General features: G+C 48.1%; 16 protein-coding genes. 6 read left to right on the top strand and 10 right to left on the bottom strand.

Annotation, left to right across the window (positions count from 1 at the left end; genetic code table 11):
* Positions 1–129: 129 nt before the first annotated feature.
* From ACESLU_RS04315 to ACESLU_RS04295, 5 genes are all read right to left on the bottom strand, one after another.
* The gene (locus ACESLU_RS04315) at positions 130–969 is read right to left on the bottom strand and encodes a DUF4382 domain-containing protein (protein WP_372635643.1); all 840 of its coding nucleotides are present in this window, start codon (positions 967–969) and stop codon (positions 130–132) included.
* Positions 970–1,335: 366 nt separating this feature from the next.
* Positions 1,336–2,265: a hypothetical protein gene (locus tag ACESLU_RS04310; protein WP_372635641.1), complete on the bottom strand. Its 930-nt coding sequence runs from the start codon at positions 2,263–2,265 to the stop codon at positions 1,336–1,338.
* Between the two features lie 15 nt (positions 2,266–2,280).
* Positions 2,281–3,540: a glycogen-binding domain-containing protein gene (locus ACESLU_RS04305; protein WP_372635638.1), complete on the bottom strand. Its 1,260-nt coding sequence runs from the start codon at positions 3,538–3,540 to the stop codon at positions 2,281–2,283.
* Positions 3,537–4,265, bottom strand: coding sequence for a hypothetical protein (locus ACESLU_RS04300; protein WP_372635636.1), 729 nt, complete (start codon positions 4,263–4,265; stop codon positions 3,537–3,539). The genes ACESLU_RS04305 and ACESLU_RS04300 overlap by 4 nt, the downstream gene beginning before the upstream one ends.
* A 3-nt stretch (positions 4,266–4,268) precedes the next feature.
* Positions 4,269–4,829: an RNA polymerase sigma factor gene (locus ACESLU_RS04295; protein WP_372635634.1), complete on the bottom strand. Its 561-nt coding sequence runs from the start codon at positions 4,827–4,829 to the stop codon at positions 4,269–4,271.
* Positions 4,830–5,121: 292 nt separating this feature from the next.
* On the opposite strand from ACESLU_RS04295, the gene ACESLU_RS04290 reads away from it, so the two are divergent.
* The 3 genes from ACESLU_RS04290 to ACESLU_RS04280 are packed head-to-tail and all read left to right on the top strand — an operon-like array spanning position 5,122 to position 8,177.
* Positions 5,122–6,291 (top strand): peptidase dimerization domain-containing protein, encoded by a 1,170-nt coding sequence (locus ACESLU_RS04290; protein ID WP_372635631.1) that lies wholly within the window; start codon positions 5,122–5,124, stop codon positions 6,289–6,291.
* Entirely contained in the window at positions 6,266–7,261 is a 996-nt protein-coding gene (locus ACESLU_RS04285) for a glucosyl-3-phosphoglycerate synthase (protein WP_372635628.1), read from the top strand. The genes ACESLU_RS04290 and ACESLU_RS04285 overlap by 26 nt, the downstream gene beginning before the upstream one ends.
* Positions 7,262–7,274: 13 nt before the next feature.
* Positions 7,275–8,177, top strand: a complete 903-nt coding sequence (locus ACESLU_RS04280; protein WP_372635625.1) for an HAD family hydrolase — start codon at positions 7,275–7,277, stop codon at positions 8,175–8,177.
* Here ACESLU_RS04280 and ACESLU_RS04275 read toward each other — a convergent pair.
* Entirely contained in the window at positions 8,166–9,899 is a 1,734-nt protein-coding gene (locus ACESLU_RS04275; RefSeq protein ID WP_372635622.1) for a sugar phosphorylase, read from the bottom strand. The two genes, ACESLU_RS04280 and ACESLU_RS04275, sit on opposite strands and share 12 nt — an antisense overlap.
* Before the next feature lie 300 nt (positions 9,900–10,199).
* Here ACESLU_RS04275 and ACESLU_RS04270 point away from each other — a divergent pair, with 300 nt between their 5' ends.
* The 3 genes from ACESLU_RS04270 to ACESLU_RS04260 all read left to right on the top strand — a co-directional run bounded on the left by ACESLU_RS04270 (position 10,200) and on the right by ACESLU_RS04260 (position 12,737).
* A complete protein-coding gene (locus ACESLU_RS04270; protein ID WP_372635620.1) occupies positions 10,200–11,504 on the top strand; it encodes a sigma 54-interacting transcriptional regulator in 1,305 nt (434 codons plus the stop codon).
* Complete coding sequence (lptE, locus tag ACESLU_RS04265; protein ID WP_372635617.1) at positions 11,491–12,009, top strand: LPS assembly lipoprotein LptE; 519 nt, start codon at positions 11,491–11,493, stop codon at positions 12,007–12,009. Before ACESLU_RS04270 ends, lptE begins: the two co-directional genes overlap by 14 nt.
* A gap of 86 nt (positions 12,010–12,095) precedes the next feature.
* Positions 12,096–12,737: a hypothetical protein gene (locus ACESLU_RS04260; RefSeq protein ID WP_372635615.1), complete on the top strand. Its 642-nt coding sequence runs from the start codon at positions 12,096–12,098 to the stop codon at positions 12,735–12,737.
* Positions 12,738–12,740: 3 nt separating this feature from the next.
* Here ACESLU_RS04260 and ACESLU_RS04255 read toward each other — a convergent pair whose 3' ends face one another.
* The 4 genes from ACESLU_RS04255 to ACESLU_RS04240 all read right to left on the bottom strand — a co-directional run bounded on the left by ACESLU_RS04255 (position 12,741) and on the right by ACESLU_RS04240 (position 17,144).
* Positions 12,741–13,376 carry an MBL fold metallo-hydrolase gene (locus tag ACESLU_RS04255; RefSeq protein WP_372635612.1) on the bottom strand — a complete coding sequence of 212 codons (636 nt, stop codon included), beginning with the start codon at positions 13,374–13,376 and terminating at the stop codon, positions 12,741–12,743.
* 222 nt (positions 13,377–13,598) lie between these two features.
* Positions 13,599–13,811, bottom strand: coding sequence for a 50S ribosomal protein L31 (gene rpmE / locus ACESLU_RS04250; protein ID WP_372635609.1), 213 nt, complete (start codon positions 13,809–13,811; stop codon positions 13,599–13,601).
* A 301-nt stretch (positions 13,812–14,112) separates the two neighbouring features.
* Positions 14,113–15,630 carry a sigma 54-interacting transcriptional regulator gene (locus ACESLU_RS04245; RefSeq protein ID WP_372635607.1) on the bottom strand — a complete coding sequence of 506 codons (1,518 nt, stop codon included), beginning with the start codon at positions 15,628–15,630 and terminating at the stop codon, positions 14,113–14,115.
* 140 nt (positions 15,631–15,770) lie between these two features.
* The gene (locus ACESLU_RS04240) at positions 15,771–17,144 is read right to left on the bottom strand and encodes a putative oxidoreductase C-terminal domain-containing protein (RefSeq protein WP_372635603.1); all 1,374 of its coding nucleotides are present in this window, start codon (positions 17,142–17,144) and stop codon (positions 15,771–15,773) included.
* Between the last annotated feature and the right edge of the window lie 320 nt (positions 17,145–17,464).

Raw genomic sequence — 17,464 nt, 5'->3', positions numbered from 1 at the left:
AAATTGGTCAAAAGAACGGTTTTGCAAATCACTCTGTAAAAAGAAAGGGCCCGCAACATACGTCGCGGACCCCTACCGCCCTAAAGAATACCGTGATTACTTCCTTCGTTGCTTATTGCTTTCCGGGTTTTACTCCTCCGAAGTCGCTGGTAGTTCAATTGTGCCTATCTCAGCTGTCCCACCAACAGTCACGCTCACGTCTTCTTCCACTACGGATTGATAGGCCTCATTCCTGGAATCCAGAGCCACGTCATAGCTGCCCTCCTCCAGGCCAATAATTCTGAAATCACCACTTGTAGTGTCGGCAATCGTGGAAGCAAGCGTATCGGTACCCGCAATGGCATAGACAACGGGACGAGATTCAGCGGGATCGGCAGTTCCTTCTATGTTCCCGGTAATCGCTTTTTCTTTTGCGGTAATGACCGGTTTCAAAAGATATTTTACAGGATTGCCCGGCGGGCCCGCGGCAACAACAGAACGACTGGCGTCAAAATCAAGCAGCAGTATATATTCAATATCAGGTTCTATCTCTGCGTTTATATTAAGCTTGATTCCGGTCTGAGGACCACTGGGGACCTTCATATCATGGGCTTGCCCGTTAACTTCCACACTATGACCGCTTTCGCTTAGGATAAGTCGAATTTGGTTGTAAACCCCCGGTTCAAGTTCACTGCTGCCAATTACTTCTGTAGCACCATTAACAAGTTCCAGTAAGTTATAGCTTTGTTGAGGCTCATTTAAAACAGTCCATCCTTCCTCATCTTCGGCATTATTGACTTCCACCCTTTCGATGAAGACGTTTACCGCATCTGCTGAATCTATCGGGGCATCTGTCATTTGAACGGTCATCGTTCCCATACCTCCATCTGCTCCAAGCCCGTTGTCACTGGTTTCGCAACCGACAACAAGTACTGAAATTCCAAGCAAGAGTGAAAGAGGAACAGATAATATTTTATTTTTTTGTAGCATTATATTTTTTTTAATAACTATTAATCATATTTGTTTGAATTCTGCACATAAGACGACCGGGCATCCAAAAGGTTACAAGATTTTTTTTGCAGTTGAGTCCGTGCTTTCCATTGCAGGGGGGTGGGGGGCGGCGTGACAGCTATACGTGGAAAGGCAGGTTGCGTTACCTCTTTACATGATATGCCATGCCCGGTGGAACGATTCCTACAGATATTTTCCCGTACATGGGTCGTTCCATTTGTGGGACAACGCAAAACCGCCGAAATCGTTGGTGGCTGGTTAAATTGTGCTGGTGTACCCGCGGCGCCTACGCTCTCAGTTACACTCCCTTATAATCGTCATAACAACAATAAAGAAGAAAATTAACTACCCGTTGGGACCATTATTACCACCGCGGTTGTTATTGCCGGGATTATTGTTGTTATTGCCGCGATCGGGACGACGCTCCAGCCCCGGGGGGATGTTTCCCGGGGGACCGCCGCCAATATTGCCATTGAAAAGATTCTGTAGAACCTGCTTGGCCGGTGTTCCTTTTTCCATTTGTTGAGCCGCACCTTCGATCACCGAGGACGCAGGCAGCTGGCTGCGCTGCTGCCCCATCTTCATCGCTGATGGAAGCTGCTGTAACTTGTCGGCATCAAAACCGCCCCGGAGTGCCCTGATAATCAGGGAAGCAGAAATTTCGGGCTGACTGGAACTGGTAGGTAAGTCGGACAGGACACTGACCGCCGCAAGTACGTCGCCGGCTGAACGCGTGGAGAGAATTTCTTCACTTCCGATTTCATTAAAAATACGATTGATTTGACTCGCTGGAATTTTTTGAACAAATGATTTAGACGCTGCCCTGATCATCTCCCCACGGAAAATATTTTGTGACATCGATTGCCCCGTACGCCCCATCATCTGTTGCACTTCCGACCGCTTCATCCAGGGATCTACTATTTCAGCGGCTTGCCTCATTCCCTCTCCTATATTATGAACGGCGGGAATAATACGATCTGCCGGAACCCCTTTTGATAGTCCCTCCAGGGCTTTATCAACAGCCACTTGACCCGGCAGGTTTTGATCAGATAAATCCAGAGCCGATTCCAGGATCTGCTGAAGCTGCTGGTTGCTCATTTCCTGGCTTTGGGCTCTTCTGAGGAGCTCTGCCACGGCCGACTGTTCGATCCCTGCAGCTTCAGCTTTTTCTATCAGGGCCGAAACCTCCGTGCCTTGCGCCTGGACCAATCCGTCCGCCGACAACAGGAGTCCACCCATGAATACTGTAAATAAAAGATGTTTTAAAACATTCATAGTCTTATGGTAAAATTATTCAACTAATATCATTGCATTTTCACTGTCGAACCCGTCACTGACGGTATACACTTCATCGGAAAATTCAAGCCACTCTTCTGAATCTCCTCGTACTCTCAGTACTTTGTATTCATAGGCCCCCATCTTCAGCGAGAGTTGGGTGGTGTATGTATTCTCAGACTGCTCCGTCAAAGGTATACCGTCTTTGTTCCAGTTGTTAAAACTTCCCACCAGATACAGGCGCCCCTCGCCCGAGAATGTTATATGAATCTCTTGCTGATCGCTGTCTTTATCCCATTCCGGCGTAATAGCTGGAGCACCGCTGTTTAGTTTTGGTTCAATACTGAATCGTACGCCTCCCGAGACGTTAAAATCGTCAAGATTCTTTTCCGCATTATTATCTAAAAATCGCATTGCCCCGACATCGGCAAAAAGTGCAAAACGCTTACTCACAGGCAGAGTGCTTTCCAATTTCAGGCGTATAATGCGATTTGTGTGGTCGGCCGTCGTCGTTGTAGCCCCTTCCCCGGCAGGGGGAATCGTATTTGTGCCCCCGCTGCTTTCCGTTACCGCTTGTTGAAACTGGTATTGTTGCACATAACCGGCCAGGGTGATCGAAGCTCCATTTCGGAAATGGTAGCCTGCTGAAGCCTGAGTGGTAAATCCTTTCTGAATATCGGGCAAAATATCCATCCCTCCGAAAATTCCGGCAGTGACCCTCCAGCGATAAGTTGGCCATGTTTCGAATTCCAGGCTGTAGAGGTCCAGCCGGTCGGATAGCTCATCCACCTCTCCATAGTTCCGGTAATTTCTGAAGCTGGAACCCAATTTGGTTCGAACGAGGGTAAAAGGAGTCAGAAACCAGGTGATTTTGGGTTGTACCCAAAAGAATGTTCGGCTGTACTGATTTTGCATAAAGCTGCTTCCCCCCTCCACCCCAATACTAAGCTTATTTGCAAGTCGGTAATTATAATCCAAAAGTCCTATGCCTCCCTTCCAGGTGGAAAGCTGTTCATCAAAAAAGGGTTCATAGATCACACCGCCCGTCAGCGAAAGGGAATGCCCGTTGCCATACCAGAAAGACTGGCCCAGGAGAGACGTAAAATTATATCCTGCTTCCATTGTACTGTCCCATTCTCCCAAAAAAGGATTCAAGTAACTGTTCGTCGAGTATCCAACCCGTGAATCGAGAGACAATATCGTTTGTCCCTGCTGGCTAAAACCGGCTGACGTTATTAATAAAAACAGCCCCAAAATGAGCGGTACTTGCCTCATAAATAGATCACAGCATTTTTATTGCCAAAACCATCATCGCGGTGTACGGGTGCCAGCGGATCGGTGACCCACTGTTCGCCGTTCTTTACAAACATATAATGGTGCTCCCCGCGCTTCACCGATATGAGGCCGGTCCACACCTGTTCACCATTTACTTCCTGGCGGGTCAGTTCAACGGGCTCCCAGTCATTGAAATCACCCGCCACGGATACCGACTGTGCTTCCTCATCGATGTAAAAAAACCGAAGGATGACCTCTTCCTCGTCACTCTCAGAAGAGACCTGCTGGAAAGAATCATTCAAATCAGCACTTTCGGCGCTCGCAAGGGGACGTTCATTTCCCATATTCTGAACCATATACAGCGGATAGCCGAGCGAGAATAACAGCATAACAGCGATCACAAAAGCGTAAACAGGCCGCCACAGTACCTGTTTGGGAATCCACAAGCTGCGATACCAGGCTTTCAGCCGGCCGGTAACACCCGGGGATTCGGATTCACTCATCCCGTAAACTTCCTGCATCACCCGTTCCGAAAATCCTTCCGGGACGGGATTTGTCTCCGATTGAAGCGAGGCGGCGGATACCGTTTCAGTAATTTGATGTTCAAAGCGAAGCATAGATCGCAATTCGTCGTCCTCTGCAATATCATGAAGAGCCTGCTTCTCCTCTTCCGGCGACAGCTCTCCGTCTATATATTGTTGGAATAGTTCTTCCCTGTTCTTCATATTTCAGCTGTTTTGTTCGATAAAAGCTTTTAATTCCTTTTTAGCCCGATAAACGCGTACCTTCAATGCTCCTTTGGAAGCGTCAAGCCGTTGAGCCATCGCCTGGTATGTCATTCCCGCCTCATACTTCATTAAGAATGCTTCCGCATAATCGGTGTTTATCTCCTTTAGTCCCTGTTTCAACAGCGCGATCCATTCAGCTTTTTCCAGTTCCGCATCAGGCAAAGGATATGTTACCACGTGTTTTTTGAGATCCTGTTCTCCCACTTCGTTAAAAGATTCATTCTTCCGCCGTATATTCTTTGCATAATCCCGGCAATGGTTATAGGCAATACGGTACAGCCAGGAAGAGAATTTTGATTGCTTGTTAAAGGAAGACAACCTCTCATAGGTTTTAACAAATATTTCCTGAGCAAGTTCTTCCGCTTCATCCCTCTGACTCACAAATCGATTCACGATATTAAACACCAACGGAGCATGCCGATCGACTAATTCACGATATCGATCCTTCTGTCCATTCAGGACGGCTTCTACTATCTGAAATTCTTCTTCCGAATCTTTCATTTGAAATCTTAAACTAAAGAATATGTAACACAGTCGACGGAACCGACCCCATCACATCATAAACTAAAGTTCAGATAGTTTCCACTTTTAATATAAGACGATATTATAAGACGATTGTAATTGCTGATGGTTACAAAATATTTTTTTAATTTAAACCTTCCATAAAGTCTAAGGGGGAATATCATCTCATTGGAGCAGGTTTGAAATATATCTCTTACTTAATTATGTAAAAAAGAAACTTTTTACCCTTTAAACGCATTAAAAAGGCAACCGTTAACCTAAGGAGAAAACAGTGGAACAGTCGTTTGAAGATATTCTGGGTTCGCTTTCGGGAATCAGAAAAACAGCCCAGGAGCTGAGGGAAATTCTTCTGGCCAACCTGGTAATGGTTGGTGAAATTCCCGCCCCCACCTTTGGAGAGAATGACCGTATGGAGTTTGTGCTGAACCGATTCAAAGAAGCCAGTATTACGAAAAATTCGGTGGATGAAGTCGGTAATGGCATCGGTATCCTGGAGGGAAAAGAAAACAGCGGCAACATCCTGGTAGTGGCCCACGCCGATACGGTCTTCAACACCAAAGTGGATCATACCATACAGATTCAACCTGAGAGCGTTACCGGTGCGGGCGTTGCCGACAACAGCCTTGGACTGGCTGTTCTATCGACCCTTCCCACTTTCCTGGAGAAACTGGACATTGAATTAAACCACAATCTTATTCTCATGGGCGCTACCCGAAGCCTGGGGCGCGGTGACCTGGAGGGACTTCGTTTTTTTCTTTCCAATTTTGAGCAGCCGATTAAGGCGGGCGTGGGCATTGAAGGCGTCGAATTGGGTCGCCTTAGCCACACCTCCATTGGCATGAAACGGGGTGAGATAACCTGCCGGGTCCCTGAAGAATACGACTGGTCTCGTTTTGGAGATGCCAGCGCTATCCTTACTCTCAACGAGGTAATTAATCATATCAACGAAATACGCCTGCCTCAACGTCCCCGAACCAGTATTGTGATGGGCTCCATAGAAGGCGGAAGTTCTTTTAATACCACAGCTCTTAAAGCCAAGCTTCAATTTGAAATTCGCTCCGAATCTTCCCGGATGGTACAGGATATTCACCAGTCGATGGAAGAGATTGTAACTGAAGTTGCATCCCAAAGCGGCGATACCATCCACCTTGATATCTTTGCCCAGCGTGAACCGGGTGGTGTTTCGTTCTCTCACCCGTTGATACGCCATACCCGCCGCATCATGGATCAGCTGGATATCGCTCCGCGCCCCGGTCCCAGTACTTCGGAGCTCTCTGCCTTTATCGACCAGGATATTCCGGCGATAACGCTTGGTCTAACACACGGCGACAATGTTCATGAGACCAATGAAAGCATTGAAATCAAGCCCATATATACCGGCATCGCACAAATTATCGGCACATTATTAGCAATTGATGGAGGATATTGTGAAGAAGATTAAGAATTGGATCGACGACAACACCTATCACCACTCACAGTTTTGGGACCTGAAAAAACTGGTGGAAAAAAAGGAAAAAAATGGGCTGACCATATCTTTGTGTCTCCCTACGCTCAATGAAGAAAAAACGATCGGGAAAGAAGTCATTATCTTCAAGTCTGAACTGGTAGACCGGTATCCTTTGCTCGATGAGATCGCAGTGATTGACTCGGGATCGGACGACCAGACCCGTGAAATAGCAGCAAACTTTGGAGCGGATGTATACCTCGCTGATGATATCCTGCCCGGACTGGAAAAGAAGAAGGGCAAGGGCGAAAACCTGTGGAAGGCGATACACCAGCTGGAAGGAGATATTATAGTCTATGTCGACGCCGATATCAGCAATATCCATCCCCGGTTTGTATATGGGCTGGTGGCACCGCTCATTTATCGCGAAGAAGTCAAATATGTAAAAGCATTTTACGATCGTCCCCTTGCCGTATCGGGATCGGTACGACCTTCGGGCGGGGGACGCGTAACAGAAATCCTGATACGTCCCCTCTTCTCGCTGTACTTTCCGGAGCTTACCGGAATTATCCAGCCACTTTCGGGAGAATATGCCGTTCGGCGGGAAGTACTCGAAATGATCAACTTTCCTATCGGATACGGGGTTGAGACTTCACATCTTATTGATGTATATACCAAATATGGCCTCGATGCCTTCGCTCAAACCGATCTGGACCAGCGTGTGCATGAAAACAAGCCTACGCGAGCCCTGGGCAAGATGGCTTTCGGCATCCTGCAGACCTTCATCAAGCGGGCTAAAGCGCTCGATATCATTCAGGATATATCTGATTTCAATACTATTTTACGCCAGACACAGGCAAAAGACAACGTCTATGAGCAAGTGGAACTCGAAATCATCGAAGAAGAGCGTCCCCCGATGATCGAGATTGAAGAGTATCGCGAAAAATTTAATCGATCGATGGATTGACTGAAAAACCAGGATGAATAAAGAGCAGCTGATTCAACGCATTCGTACGCTTACTCATCCGCTCGAGCCTGTTTCAGCGGGACACTCAACCCAGCTGCAGGCGATCAGGGGAATTCGCTGTGTGGCCTTCGATTTTTACGGTACCATGTTTATCTCGGCCGTGGGAGATATCGGGGTTGATGAGAAGCAACAGCGCCAGAGTCCCGGATGGTTTACCGAGGCGCTGGAAGACAGCGGGTTTACCGTAGCCAAGCCGGATGTCGGTCACAGGGGCATCGACATTTTTGAGCAAACCGTAGAGAACCACGTCCGCAGGGCACGTGAGGAGGAGATCGAGTACCCGGAACCCGATATTGTAGCCGTCTGGCTGGATGTGCTGAACGATCTCAAGGCATCAGGTGACATCCGGGGCGAGACAAGCCGAAATAAGGCCATTCAATTCGGCATCGAATTTGAGTTTCGTATCAATGATATCTGGCCCGTTCCCAACCTCGATACAGTCTTGAAGCAGTTAAAAGATCGCGGACTGGAACTCGGTATTATTTCCAACTCCCAGTATTATACCCCTATTGCTTTTGAAGCTTTGCTCAATCAGCCGCCCGGTGATTTTGGATTTAACGAGAACTTGTTGATCTGGTCCTACCGGACCGGACGAAAAAAGCCCTCGACTGATCTCTACAGTATATTTACGGAAGCGGCGGAAAAAGAGCAGTTAAAACCACGCGAAGTATTATATGTCGGAAATGATATTCGCAAAGACATAGCACCGGCCAAGGAGGTGGGACTGCGTACCGCCCTGTACGTGGGCGACCAGAGATCTATTCGCCACCAGCCGGATGATCTGAAAAAATCCCGGTATCGTCCCGATCTTATTGTGGATGATCTCAGCCAGGTCAATGACTGCCTAACGGCTTAGCCAGACCGTTTCAAAAGGCTCTAATATTAATTCGGGGGAAACAGAGCGTACCTCCCCCTTCAGCAGGTCGGTCACTTCCTTTTGTTCTTTCGTTCCCGTGAACGAAGACAGGTCGGCCCCCGGTACCCTGACCTGCTTGCCGGCTATGTTGCTAATGATCAGGATTTCTTCCTCCTGCCGGACCGCTGTCCGGGTAAAAGCAAACAGGTCGCTGCCTAAATCCAACACCTCTTGTTCGGCCTCGGGATTAAAAGCGGGATGTTCCTTCCGGATATTCAGCGCTTTTTTGTAAAAATTCAATACTATATGTGCCGGGTCGGACTCGTCCTCTACCCTGCTTATCAGCTCTTCGTAGCTCCACTTTTTCCGGTTGATCGAACGTTTTTCCCCCTTTTTTAAAACGCCCGCTATATAATTATTAGAAGCCACCAGGTTTTGAAAATAGATGCCGGGAACGCCCTGCAGGCTCAGCATGATGATCTGTGAACACAGGTACCGCTTCATCTGGAGTTCTGTCTCCTCCCGCCCCGGTTCCGAAAAGGCATCGAAGTAAGTGATATTCAGTTCATAGGGACTTTGCGTACCGTCGGAGTTGGTTTTATAGGATACAAATCCTCCCCGCTCCTTGGTACTTTCCATAAGATAGTCGAACTCATCCTCCGGTACCAGCCCTTCCAGTGGACGAACTCCGATACCATCGTGAGAGGCTGTGAAGTTGAAATAAGTGCAGCCCTCCGGCGGTTCCGGCAGTTCCCCGGCCCATTCGGCAAGATATTGGGAATTTTCCGTCAGCAGGGCATGCAGCAGCAGGGGCGGAAGGCTGAACTGGTAAATCATATGGGCCTCGTCGCCTTCTCCGAAATAACTCACATTTTCCTCGAACGGGACATTCGTTTCGGTAAGAAGGACGGCATCGGTATCAATATGATCCACGATATCCCGGAAAAGCTTGACGACGTGATGGGTTTTTTCCAGATGGATAGACGTCGTTCCTATCTCCTTCCACAGGTACGCGATGGCATCCAGACGAATGAGCCTGATTCCCTTCGAAAGATAGAAAAGAAATATATCGATGAATTCCAGCAGCACTTCCGGATTAGAAAAATCCAGATCTATCTGATCATCACTGAAGGTGGTCCACACGTGACAAAGGCCATTACTGGTTTCCACGGCTGTATATAAGGGAGAGCTGCGGGGCCGAATGACCTGGGAGAGATTCACAGTGGGGTCAATCTCGATGAAATAATCCTTGCCGGGCTCCTTGCGCATCTGGTAGTTTTCAAACCATTCGCTAAAGCGTGAGGTATGGTTGATGACCAAGTCAGCCATCAGCCGGTATTTACCGGCCAGGTGCTCCACGTCGGACCACTCCCCCAGGTCCTCCCGTACTTGCTTGTAGTCAATGACCGAAAAGCCTTCGTCCGAAGAACTTGGGAAAAAAGGTAAAATATGAACTGAATTGACAGCGTCATCCAGATACCGGCCGAGAAAATCATCCAGGAACCGGATTTTGTGCTTCGTATGTCCATTTTGATTAATGACATCTGCATAAGCGATTAATATCGCGTCCTGTTCACTCCAGGACGGATAATAATCCTGTTTCTCCAGAACCCTGAACTCGTATTCCTCTAACAATCCTTTGATTCGGTCGACAAGCGCTTCAGCAGTATCCCGATCATAAATTACACGAAGATGTTCCAAAACCTTTTGCTCAAATACCATATGATATGAATATGCTCTTCCTGCTATTTTAAATCCTAAAAATAACTATTGAAATCTTAAATGAAAGGGGGAAATTCCAAAAATCCATTTCCATTCAATTTTTTGCCTGTCCGCTTCGTTGTATCAGCAGTATGCCCCAAGAGCGTACGTATGTCGTACACATAAGACCTGATTGACTATGAAAATAACATTCCATTTATGGTAAACCTTAAGCAGGTTAATTTAGGTATCTAAATGAGTAATTATTACCTTTAGGATAGAGAAAAATAAGTATCCAAGACATTAAACTGCGTTTTCCCTATGGACCGCGAAGCATTTCAGGAACGATTTGGACTCATCGGCGAATCAGCTGCATTAAAGCAGGTTATCGACAAGGTTATACAGGTAGCTGATACCGATATCACCATCCTCCTGGAGGGCGAAAGCGGAGTAGGCAAGGATATAACGGCCAAGGCCATCCATGAAGTAAGCAAACGAAAAAATGAAAACTTGGTTATCGTGAACTGCGGTGCCATTCCTGAAGGTATTATTGAAAGTGAGCTCTTTGGCCATGAAAAGGGCGCTTTTACCGGTGCTCATGAAGCCCGGGAAGGTTATTTTGAGAAGGCCGACGGCGGGACCATCTTCCTGGATGAAATCGGAGATACTCCGCCCAATGTACAGGTGAAGCTGCTGCGCGTCCTTGAATCCGGCGAATATTTTCGCGTCGGTTCCAGTAAAATGCGCACCACGGACGTAAGAGTCATCGCAGCGACAAATAAAGATCTTTGGAATCTCGTACAGGAGGAGAAATTCAGGGAAGATCTTTACTATCGACTTGACACCGTTAAGGTTAAACTTCCGCCTCTCAGGGAAAGACAGGATGATATTATTCCCATTTTCCGGACATTCGTCACTGAATTTTCAGCCAAATATGATTCCGTATTCAAAGGATTTTCAGACGAGGCCAAAGAACTTCTGATCTCTTACCGGTGGCCGGGCAACGTCCGGGAGTTGCGCAACGTTGCCGAGCAACTGGTTGTACTGGAAAAATCACAGTTTATTGATACCGAAAAGCTTCAGAAATATCTAAAGGGACGCCAGCACACGGGTTCTGCGGATAACCTGCCGATGTTGGCTGATCAACACCAGAAAACGTCCTCAAATGGATCCTTCGGAGACGGGGAGCAGCAACTGATTTACCGGGCGCTGGTAGAGCTTCGCAATGATATTAGCGAGCTTAAAAAGATGCTCGGTACCTTCCTGTATTCTACGTTTTCCCAAAAAAATCTCAAAGCTTTGCCCCAAAACATCCAGGACGAAGTGCAGCATGGCAATATATCGGACCTGGATATTGACGTTGATGACACGGCCGGAGAAGATAAAGATATTGGCGTTCAGTCTTTTGCCGAAGCCGATATTTCAGAAGAAAGAGAGGAGCAGGAGGAAGAAATATTTAACCAGTTTTTCAATACCGGAACGATACCTTCCATAGAAAAGACCGAGCAATTTCTCATTGAACAGGCGCTGCATAAATTTGAGGGTAATCGCCGCAAGGCGTCGGAAGCACTGGGTATAAGTGAACGGACATTATATCGCAAGCTCGATCAATATGACCTGCAATAAAAACATAACGTTAGTACTGTTGTTACTGGCAAGTCTGACCCTTGCCGGCTGCTTCAGGTATAGTTTTACCGGAACTTCCATCCCGGAAGATGTTAATTCGGTCTATATTCCCTTCTTCGCGGACCAGTCATCCAGCGGGGTAGGCAACCTGAGCGATCGGCTCAATGATGTACTCGTTGATCGCTTTATCAATCAAACACGCCTCCAGCTGGCCAACTCACAGGCCACAGCCGATGCCGTATTGGAAGGATCCATTGTCCGCTATACGAACGGTCCCTTCAGCGTTACGGGAGAGGATGAAACGAGTTTGAATGAGGTCACCATCAGCATTAGTGCGACATTTCAGTACATTGACGAGGAAGAACCGGAATGGAGTAAATCGTTCAGCGCTTCAGCCACTTATGATATCAATGAAAATCCTATTGATGGAGAAACAACGGCCGCCGCAGAAGCTCTGGGACGAGCTGCGGATAACATGTTCAATGATGCGGTAAGCGGCTGGTAATTCCAATGATAATTTTTTGCCTGCTTTCCCCATCTATTCGTATAATGCAGGGTGATAGCAGGTACGGGAACTTTTAAACAGAATAGATGCTTCAACTACCTTTTAAAATATCCAGGTCGCTTTCCTCGTATGCGGAACAGTTTGATGAGAATCCTGTTCGGGCCACTCAGCGGCTCAAGAAACAGTTGGGAAAACGAGGTCCCGATGCTGTCGGATACTTTTTACTGGCCTGGTTTTACCATTTGCGCGGGATGCACGAAGAGGCCGTGGAAGAAGCGCTCCGGGCGCGCATCTTTGCACCCGGAAGCTCGTTTTTTCGCAAGCTGCATTACTACCTGAGTCACCCCCGTACCTTCGAGGCCTGGACGCCCGATACCACGTCATCCGGGTATAGCTCCACTTCGTCATCAGTAGCGGACCGGAGAAGTCCGGTGTTGGATTTAGACTCGCTCATACAAAAACTATCTGGCGTCAAAAGCAACCGAATAAAACCCAAAGAAGCTTTTCCAAACGATATAAACCCACGTAAACGGGATGTGAAGGCCAGCGAGGCAGATGATATTGTTTCAGAAACATTGGCTAAGATCCATGAAAAACAGGGAAAAATAGAGACGGCTATTCGATCTTACCAACAGCTTAAACGTATCAAGAGGGATAAAAGCGACTATTTTGACGAGCAGATCAACCGTCTCAGAGAAATTAAACGAAAAAATTCCGAAGAGGAATAGTGATCACCCCGTAACAAATGGATTGGCCTGCTTTTCATGTCCAATGGTCGTTTCAGGTCCATGCCCGGGATAGACGACCGTTTCATCGGGCAACGTATAGAGTTGTTCCCGTATCGAAGTCTTTAAGAGGGACATATTTCCTTTATAAAGATCCGTACGGCCCACTCCCTCTTTAAAAAGCGCATCCCCGGCAATAACGCTCCCGCTGCTTTCGTGGTACAGCGCAAGGTGATCCGGGGAGTGACCCGGCGTATAGCGTATGTCGAACTCAAAAGGTCCTATCGTCCAGTCTTTGGCTACAGGCAATACCTTCGGCTCAAAATTAAAGTCCCGGGCCCGGAACCCAAACAAGGCGGCCTGGGAGGCAAAGTTTTTCCACAGATAACGATCTTTGTCACTTAAATAGACCGGAACGTCAAAATGGTCGAGCACCATTGACAGTCCGAACAGATGATCCACATGGGCATGCGTCAATAGAATAGCCAGAAAATGTAGTTCCCGTGAGTCCAGCATCGATCGGACTTGGCTAAACTCATCTTTATCGGAAAACCCGGGATCAATGATCAGTGCCTGCTTCTCTTCAGTAAGCAGGTAAGTGTTTTCGGCAAACGGACCGACGGTAAAACAGTTGATTTGCATAAAATAGTGTTACTTAACAAAAGATTACAGGTCCTGGGCTTGAAATACGGCCCGTACTATATACCCCCCGGCCTTGACCTTGAACAAAATCCCTGATGTTACAAATCATCGTTCGGTCAATGAGGTCTTCCGCACATGCCGGTTCAACCTTCCTTAACAAAAAAAGGATGCATCTCAACGGTGACATGCATCCTTGCAAAAATTTTGTGGGTAAATTAGAAATTAGTCCTTGCCGTACCGCTTCTTAAAGCGATCGATACGACCCGCTTTCTTCTGAAAGTTCATGTTGCCCGTGTAAAAGGGGTGATTCTTGGAGTCCACTTCACTCCGGTAAACACCGTTTTCAGGATCCATGGTACTTCGCGTTTTAAACTCTGTTCCGTCACTGAGAACAACTGTAATTTCGTTGTATTCTGGGTGAATTCCTTTTTTCATAAGATCATTGAATTTCTTTATTGCTTATTTCAGGTTAGCAAAGATAAGGTTATATATATCTATTTGCAATCCGAACCCGCCTTTCTCACGAGGAAAATATACAGTATAATGCTAAACTTCCTGAAAGTAATGATGTATTATTCTTTATCTGCATCTGTTGACCATAAAATGCGGTGCGGCGGTGATAACAGGACCTCTGTACTGCGCCCCCCAAGCTTGTTCGACGCAGGTACGCAGCTCTATTTTATTTTTGATTCACCTTGTACATGAGAAGAAATTTTTCGTTGAAAAAGCGGGTCAGTTACTCATCAAAGTTCTCGAAATCGTCGAAATCATCCATGGAACCGAGCATGCTTCCCAGCATGTCGGAATAGGAACGCCGGTCTTCCAAATCTTCTTTGCCCAACATCGAGTGTTGATGCAAGGCTTCAATCACAAAATCCATAAATACGTATTTCTCTTCTGTATGATCCGGGTTCACTTTTTCTTCGACAATACCCTGCAGCCCCGTGATCCCGGAAAGTGCTTTCCGGTATCTTTTTTCCGGCATATTATCACTGATCTCAAGGGTATTGCCTTCCGCAAACCAGTCCAATACGGGTTGATAAATACTCGGATCTTCCTGCTTTTTTTGCTCTTCAGGATCCGGAAAATACCGGCCGAACGTGCGTTTCACGGCCTTTCCGATAATATGTTTTGCCACATTCAGCGCGCCCTCCTGCTCTCCTTCATATACCAGTTCAAGTTTACCGGTCAGGGCCGGTATGGTATGGAAAAGATCGGTCACGCGTACCGTCACTTCCGCTTCATTATTGACCAGAGCTCGCCGTTCAGCGGATGAGATCATCTGTTCCATTGCCGTGATGGTCATACGTGTAGAAACACCACTTTTTTGGTCGATATATTCTGATTCCCGGGCTTCAAAAGCCGTCTGTTCCAGCAGTTCTTTCATTACTTCAGGCACCTCCACCCTCACCAGGTCAGTCCTGTTTGTCCATGCTTCTTGTTCGGTAATCTCCATTCCAATGGTTATTTCACGCGGATAATGCGTCATTATCTGGGAATCGATGCGATCCTTCAGCGGCGTAATGATGCTACCGCGGTTGGTATAATCTTCCGGATTGGCCGAAAAGACCATAAGCACATCAAGTGGTATGCGCACATTAAAACCGCGTATCTGGATATCCCGCTCCTGCATAATATTCAGTAGAGCTACCTGAATACGGGGTTGGAGGTCCGGCAGTTCATTGATGGCAAAAATGCCGTGATTGGTTCTCGGCACCAGTCCGAAATTGATGACATTTTGATCGGCCAGGGTCAGTTTTTGGGCAGCGGCCTTGATGGGGTCAATATCGCCGATCAGGTCGGCAACAGCCGTGTCGGGCGTAGCCAGCTTTTCTCCGTACCGGCGACTCCGGTGAATCCACTCGATCGGGGTATTGTCCCCCTTCTCATCGACAAGTTCACGTGCCTGTTTGGAAATGGGATCCAGGGGATCGTCATTGATCTCCGATCCCTTTACGATCGGTAAGTATTCGTCCAGAAATGACGTAAGCTGCCGCAAAATCTTTGTCTTTGCCTGACCGCGGAGGCCCAATAAAATAAAATCATGCCGCGCCAGCAGGGCATGCTGTAGCTCCGGTATAACCGACTGGTCATATCCTTTAATGCCCGGAAATAACGGGTCCCCGGACTGTATCTTCGCAATAAGATTCCTTCGAATTTCCTCTTTAACAGAAACAGAAATCCACCCGCTCTTTTTCAGTTGTCCCAACGTTTCAATATCCTTGTACCGATGATCGAAATCGCTTGTTGTCATCTGGTTCCTGGTCTTCTTTATGGTAGCACGTTATGTTTCGAGAAACTGACAGTTAACAGCACCAGTCATTTTAACCTCATCAGATACTGGTGCACCAATCCGTCCTACCATATAACTAAACTCACCTTCTTTTCATTTCATCACCGCTGATCTGTTTTATACCCTTCATTCGTGGCCCGTGCCAACTCCCTGGCCTGTGTGGTAATATAGTACTTGGTGATCATATTGGGCACCTCCCAGTCGGGCAACTGTCCGTCTACCAGGTAGCCGAAAAAGTCTTCGGCCACTTTCCCGAAGTGCGCCTCATGGCCGAGATAAAAGGAATCCGGAACCTCCAGCTTCCACCCCTTCCCGGCCGGCTGGTAGCGGAGGCCGGGATAATCCTCTGTAAGGTCTGCCATCGCCTCTTTGAACGCCGGTTCAAGGGTGGATTGCTCTACCTGCTCAGCCGGCTCCACGTAGAGCGTGCTTTTAAACGCCTGCTCGGGCCCCTGGCGGATCACCAGGTTGCACCGGGTGCCCCGGAAAACCGAAAAATGCGTATCCCCGCCGCCCGGAGGGGCCTGGTAATTCCACTGGGCCGATATTTTGGTATGGTGTCCCCGCAGCGTGAGCAACATCTCCCCGTTACAGTAATACGGCAGGTTCCCGTCCACAAGCTGGTCCTGCAGGTAGTCCGGGAATTCGTCCTTTCCGGTAATCGCCTCAAACTGCTCGGGGGACAGCACCGTGGGACTGCGATCGGCCTGCAGCATCTGTACATCTTCGCGGTAGTCAAAAGATGCTCCCGGGAAGCCCCCCCACAAGGCCAGGTCCGCCAGGTGGGTGTTGATATCCACAATCCCTTCGCCCTGCTGGTTGACGTCAAAATACCACGGGGGACGTCGAAGCGTTTGTCCCGATACTGTTTTTAGCAGGTGATGGGTATTTTGCTGGACAATGGCCGGATCGTCGGGCGTGCCCGCGGCCAGCTCGCCAAACAACTCTTCCCGCCGGGCCAGGCGCCGCTGGATCCTGGTGGTCACCTCCTTGCGTTCGGTCATGATATCGTAGAGCAACACCCCGTTTTCTTCGGCAAGCTCGAAGGCCGCCACCAGCAGCTCCCATCCCTCCTTGTCAATCGCCATCGGCTTGTCGGAGAGTACGTTTATCCCTTCTGCCACCGTCTTTTTGATATATTCGGTCTTCTTGCGGTTATTGCCGGCCGTGACCATGACATTGCCCGGCTTCTCCCGGAGCATCCGCTCCAGGAAATCGTCCCCTTCGTAGACCTTGCAGGTCCAGTCGGTGGGATTTTTCTTCCGGCTGTTAAACCCTTCAATCCGCTCCAGGTGCATATCCAGATCGGGTCCCTCAGGGCCGTAAATATAGACCGTGGAGTCCACCTGGGGAATCGGGTGCTTCTGCACCAGGGCCGCATGAAAATGGGCCGGGTCCAGGGTCATCAGGCGGATTTCATCGGGTTTTCCTGTAAACGATTCTGTGTTCGGATCGTTTGCTCTTTTATTACTCATAACACTGCTGGTTAATCAATTTATTATTCGTTCGATGTCTTCGCAAGACCATTCGTGTGCCAACCGCTGTATTTTCGCGCCTTCAAAATCATCCCATTCGCCTTATATCTTATATGACATGCTGTGGTTTTACTTTCATGTCCTCAGGGGTTGGTTTTGAGTAACATTCCCGGTATTGCCAAACCTCCTCCTTTGACAATCTGTGCGACCGTTGCCTGGGGACGCAACCAGGAAGAACGGTGTTGGGACGTTTTGGTCTGCTATGATATAACATACCACTCCCGGCGGCGGACGCGCACCCGGAAAACCGGGCCTGGGGG

Source organism: Fodinibius sp. (assembly GCF_041642155.1).
In the GTDB taxonomy this organism is placed as follows: Bacteria; Bacteroidota; Rhodothermia; order Balneolales; family Balneolaceae; genus Fodinibius.
Note: the sequence above shows the minus strand (reverse complement) of the source record. Positions and strands in the feature narration are given on the sequence as shown.

Excerpts from the sequence above, each read along its gene's own strand:
- ACESLU_RS04315 (WP_372635643.1), bottom strand. The coding sequence starts at position 969 with ATGCTACAAAAAAATAAAATATTATCTGTTCCTCTTTCACTCTTGCTT.
- ACESLU_RS04310 (WP_372635641.1), bottom strand. The coding sequence starts at position 2,265 with ATGAATGTTTTAAAACATCTTTTATTTACAGTATTCATGGGTGGACTC.
- ACESLU_RS04305 (WP_372635638.1), bottom strand. The coding sequence starts at position 3,540 with ATGAGGCAAGTACCGCTCATTTTGGGGCTGTTTTTATTAATAACGTCA.
- ACESLU_RS04300 (WP_372635636.1), bottom strand. The coding sequence starts at position 4,265 with ATGAAGAACAGGGAAGAACTATTCCAACAATATATAGACGGAGAGCTG.
- ACESLU_RS04295 (WP_372635634.1), bottom strand. The coding sequence starts at position 4,829 with ATGAAAGATTCGGAAGAAGAATTTCAGATAGTAGAAGCCGTCCTGAAT.
- ACESLU_RS04285 (WP_372635628.1), top strand. The coding sequence starts at position 6,266 with ATGGAGGATATTGTGAAGAAGATTAAGAATTGGATCGACGACAACACC.
- ACESLU_RS04280 (WP_372635625.1), top strand. The coding sequence starts at position 7,275 with ATGAATAAAGAGCAGCTGATTCAACGCATTCGTACGCTTACTCATCCG.
- ACESLU_RS04275 (WP_372635622.1), bottom strand. The coding sequence starts at position 9,899 with ATGGTATTTGAGCAAAAGGTTTTGGAACATCTTCGTGTAATTTATGAT.
- ACESLU_RS04270 (WP_372635620.1), top strand. The coding sequence starts at position 10,200 with ATGGACCGCGAAGCATTTCAGGAACGATTTGGACTCATCGGCGAATCA.
- lptE (WP_372635617.1), top strand. The coding sequence starts at position 11,491 with ATGACCTGCAATAAAAACATAACGTTAGTACTGTTGTTACTGGCAAGT.
- ACESLU_RS04260 (WP_372635615.1), top strand. The coding sequence starts at position 12,096 with ATGCTTCAACTACCTTTTAAAATATCCAGGTCGCTTTCCTCGTATGCG.
- ACESLU_RS04255 (WP_372635612.1), bottom strand. The coding sequence starts at position 13,376 with ATGCAAATCAACTGTTTTACCGTCGGTCCGTTTGCCGAAAACACTTAC.
- rpmE (WP_372635609.1), bottom strand. The coding sequence starts at position 13,811 with ATGAAAAAAGGAATTCACCCAGAATACAACGAAATTACAGTTGTTCTC.
- ACESLU_RS04245 (WP_372635607.1), bottom strand. The coding sequence starts at position 15,630 with ATGACAACAAGCGATTTCGATCATCGGTACAAGGATATTGAAACGTTG.
- ACESLU_RS04240 (WP_372635603.1), bottom strand. The coding sequence starts at position 17,144 with ATGAGTAATAAAAGAGCAAACGATCCGAACACAGAATCGTTTACAGGA.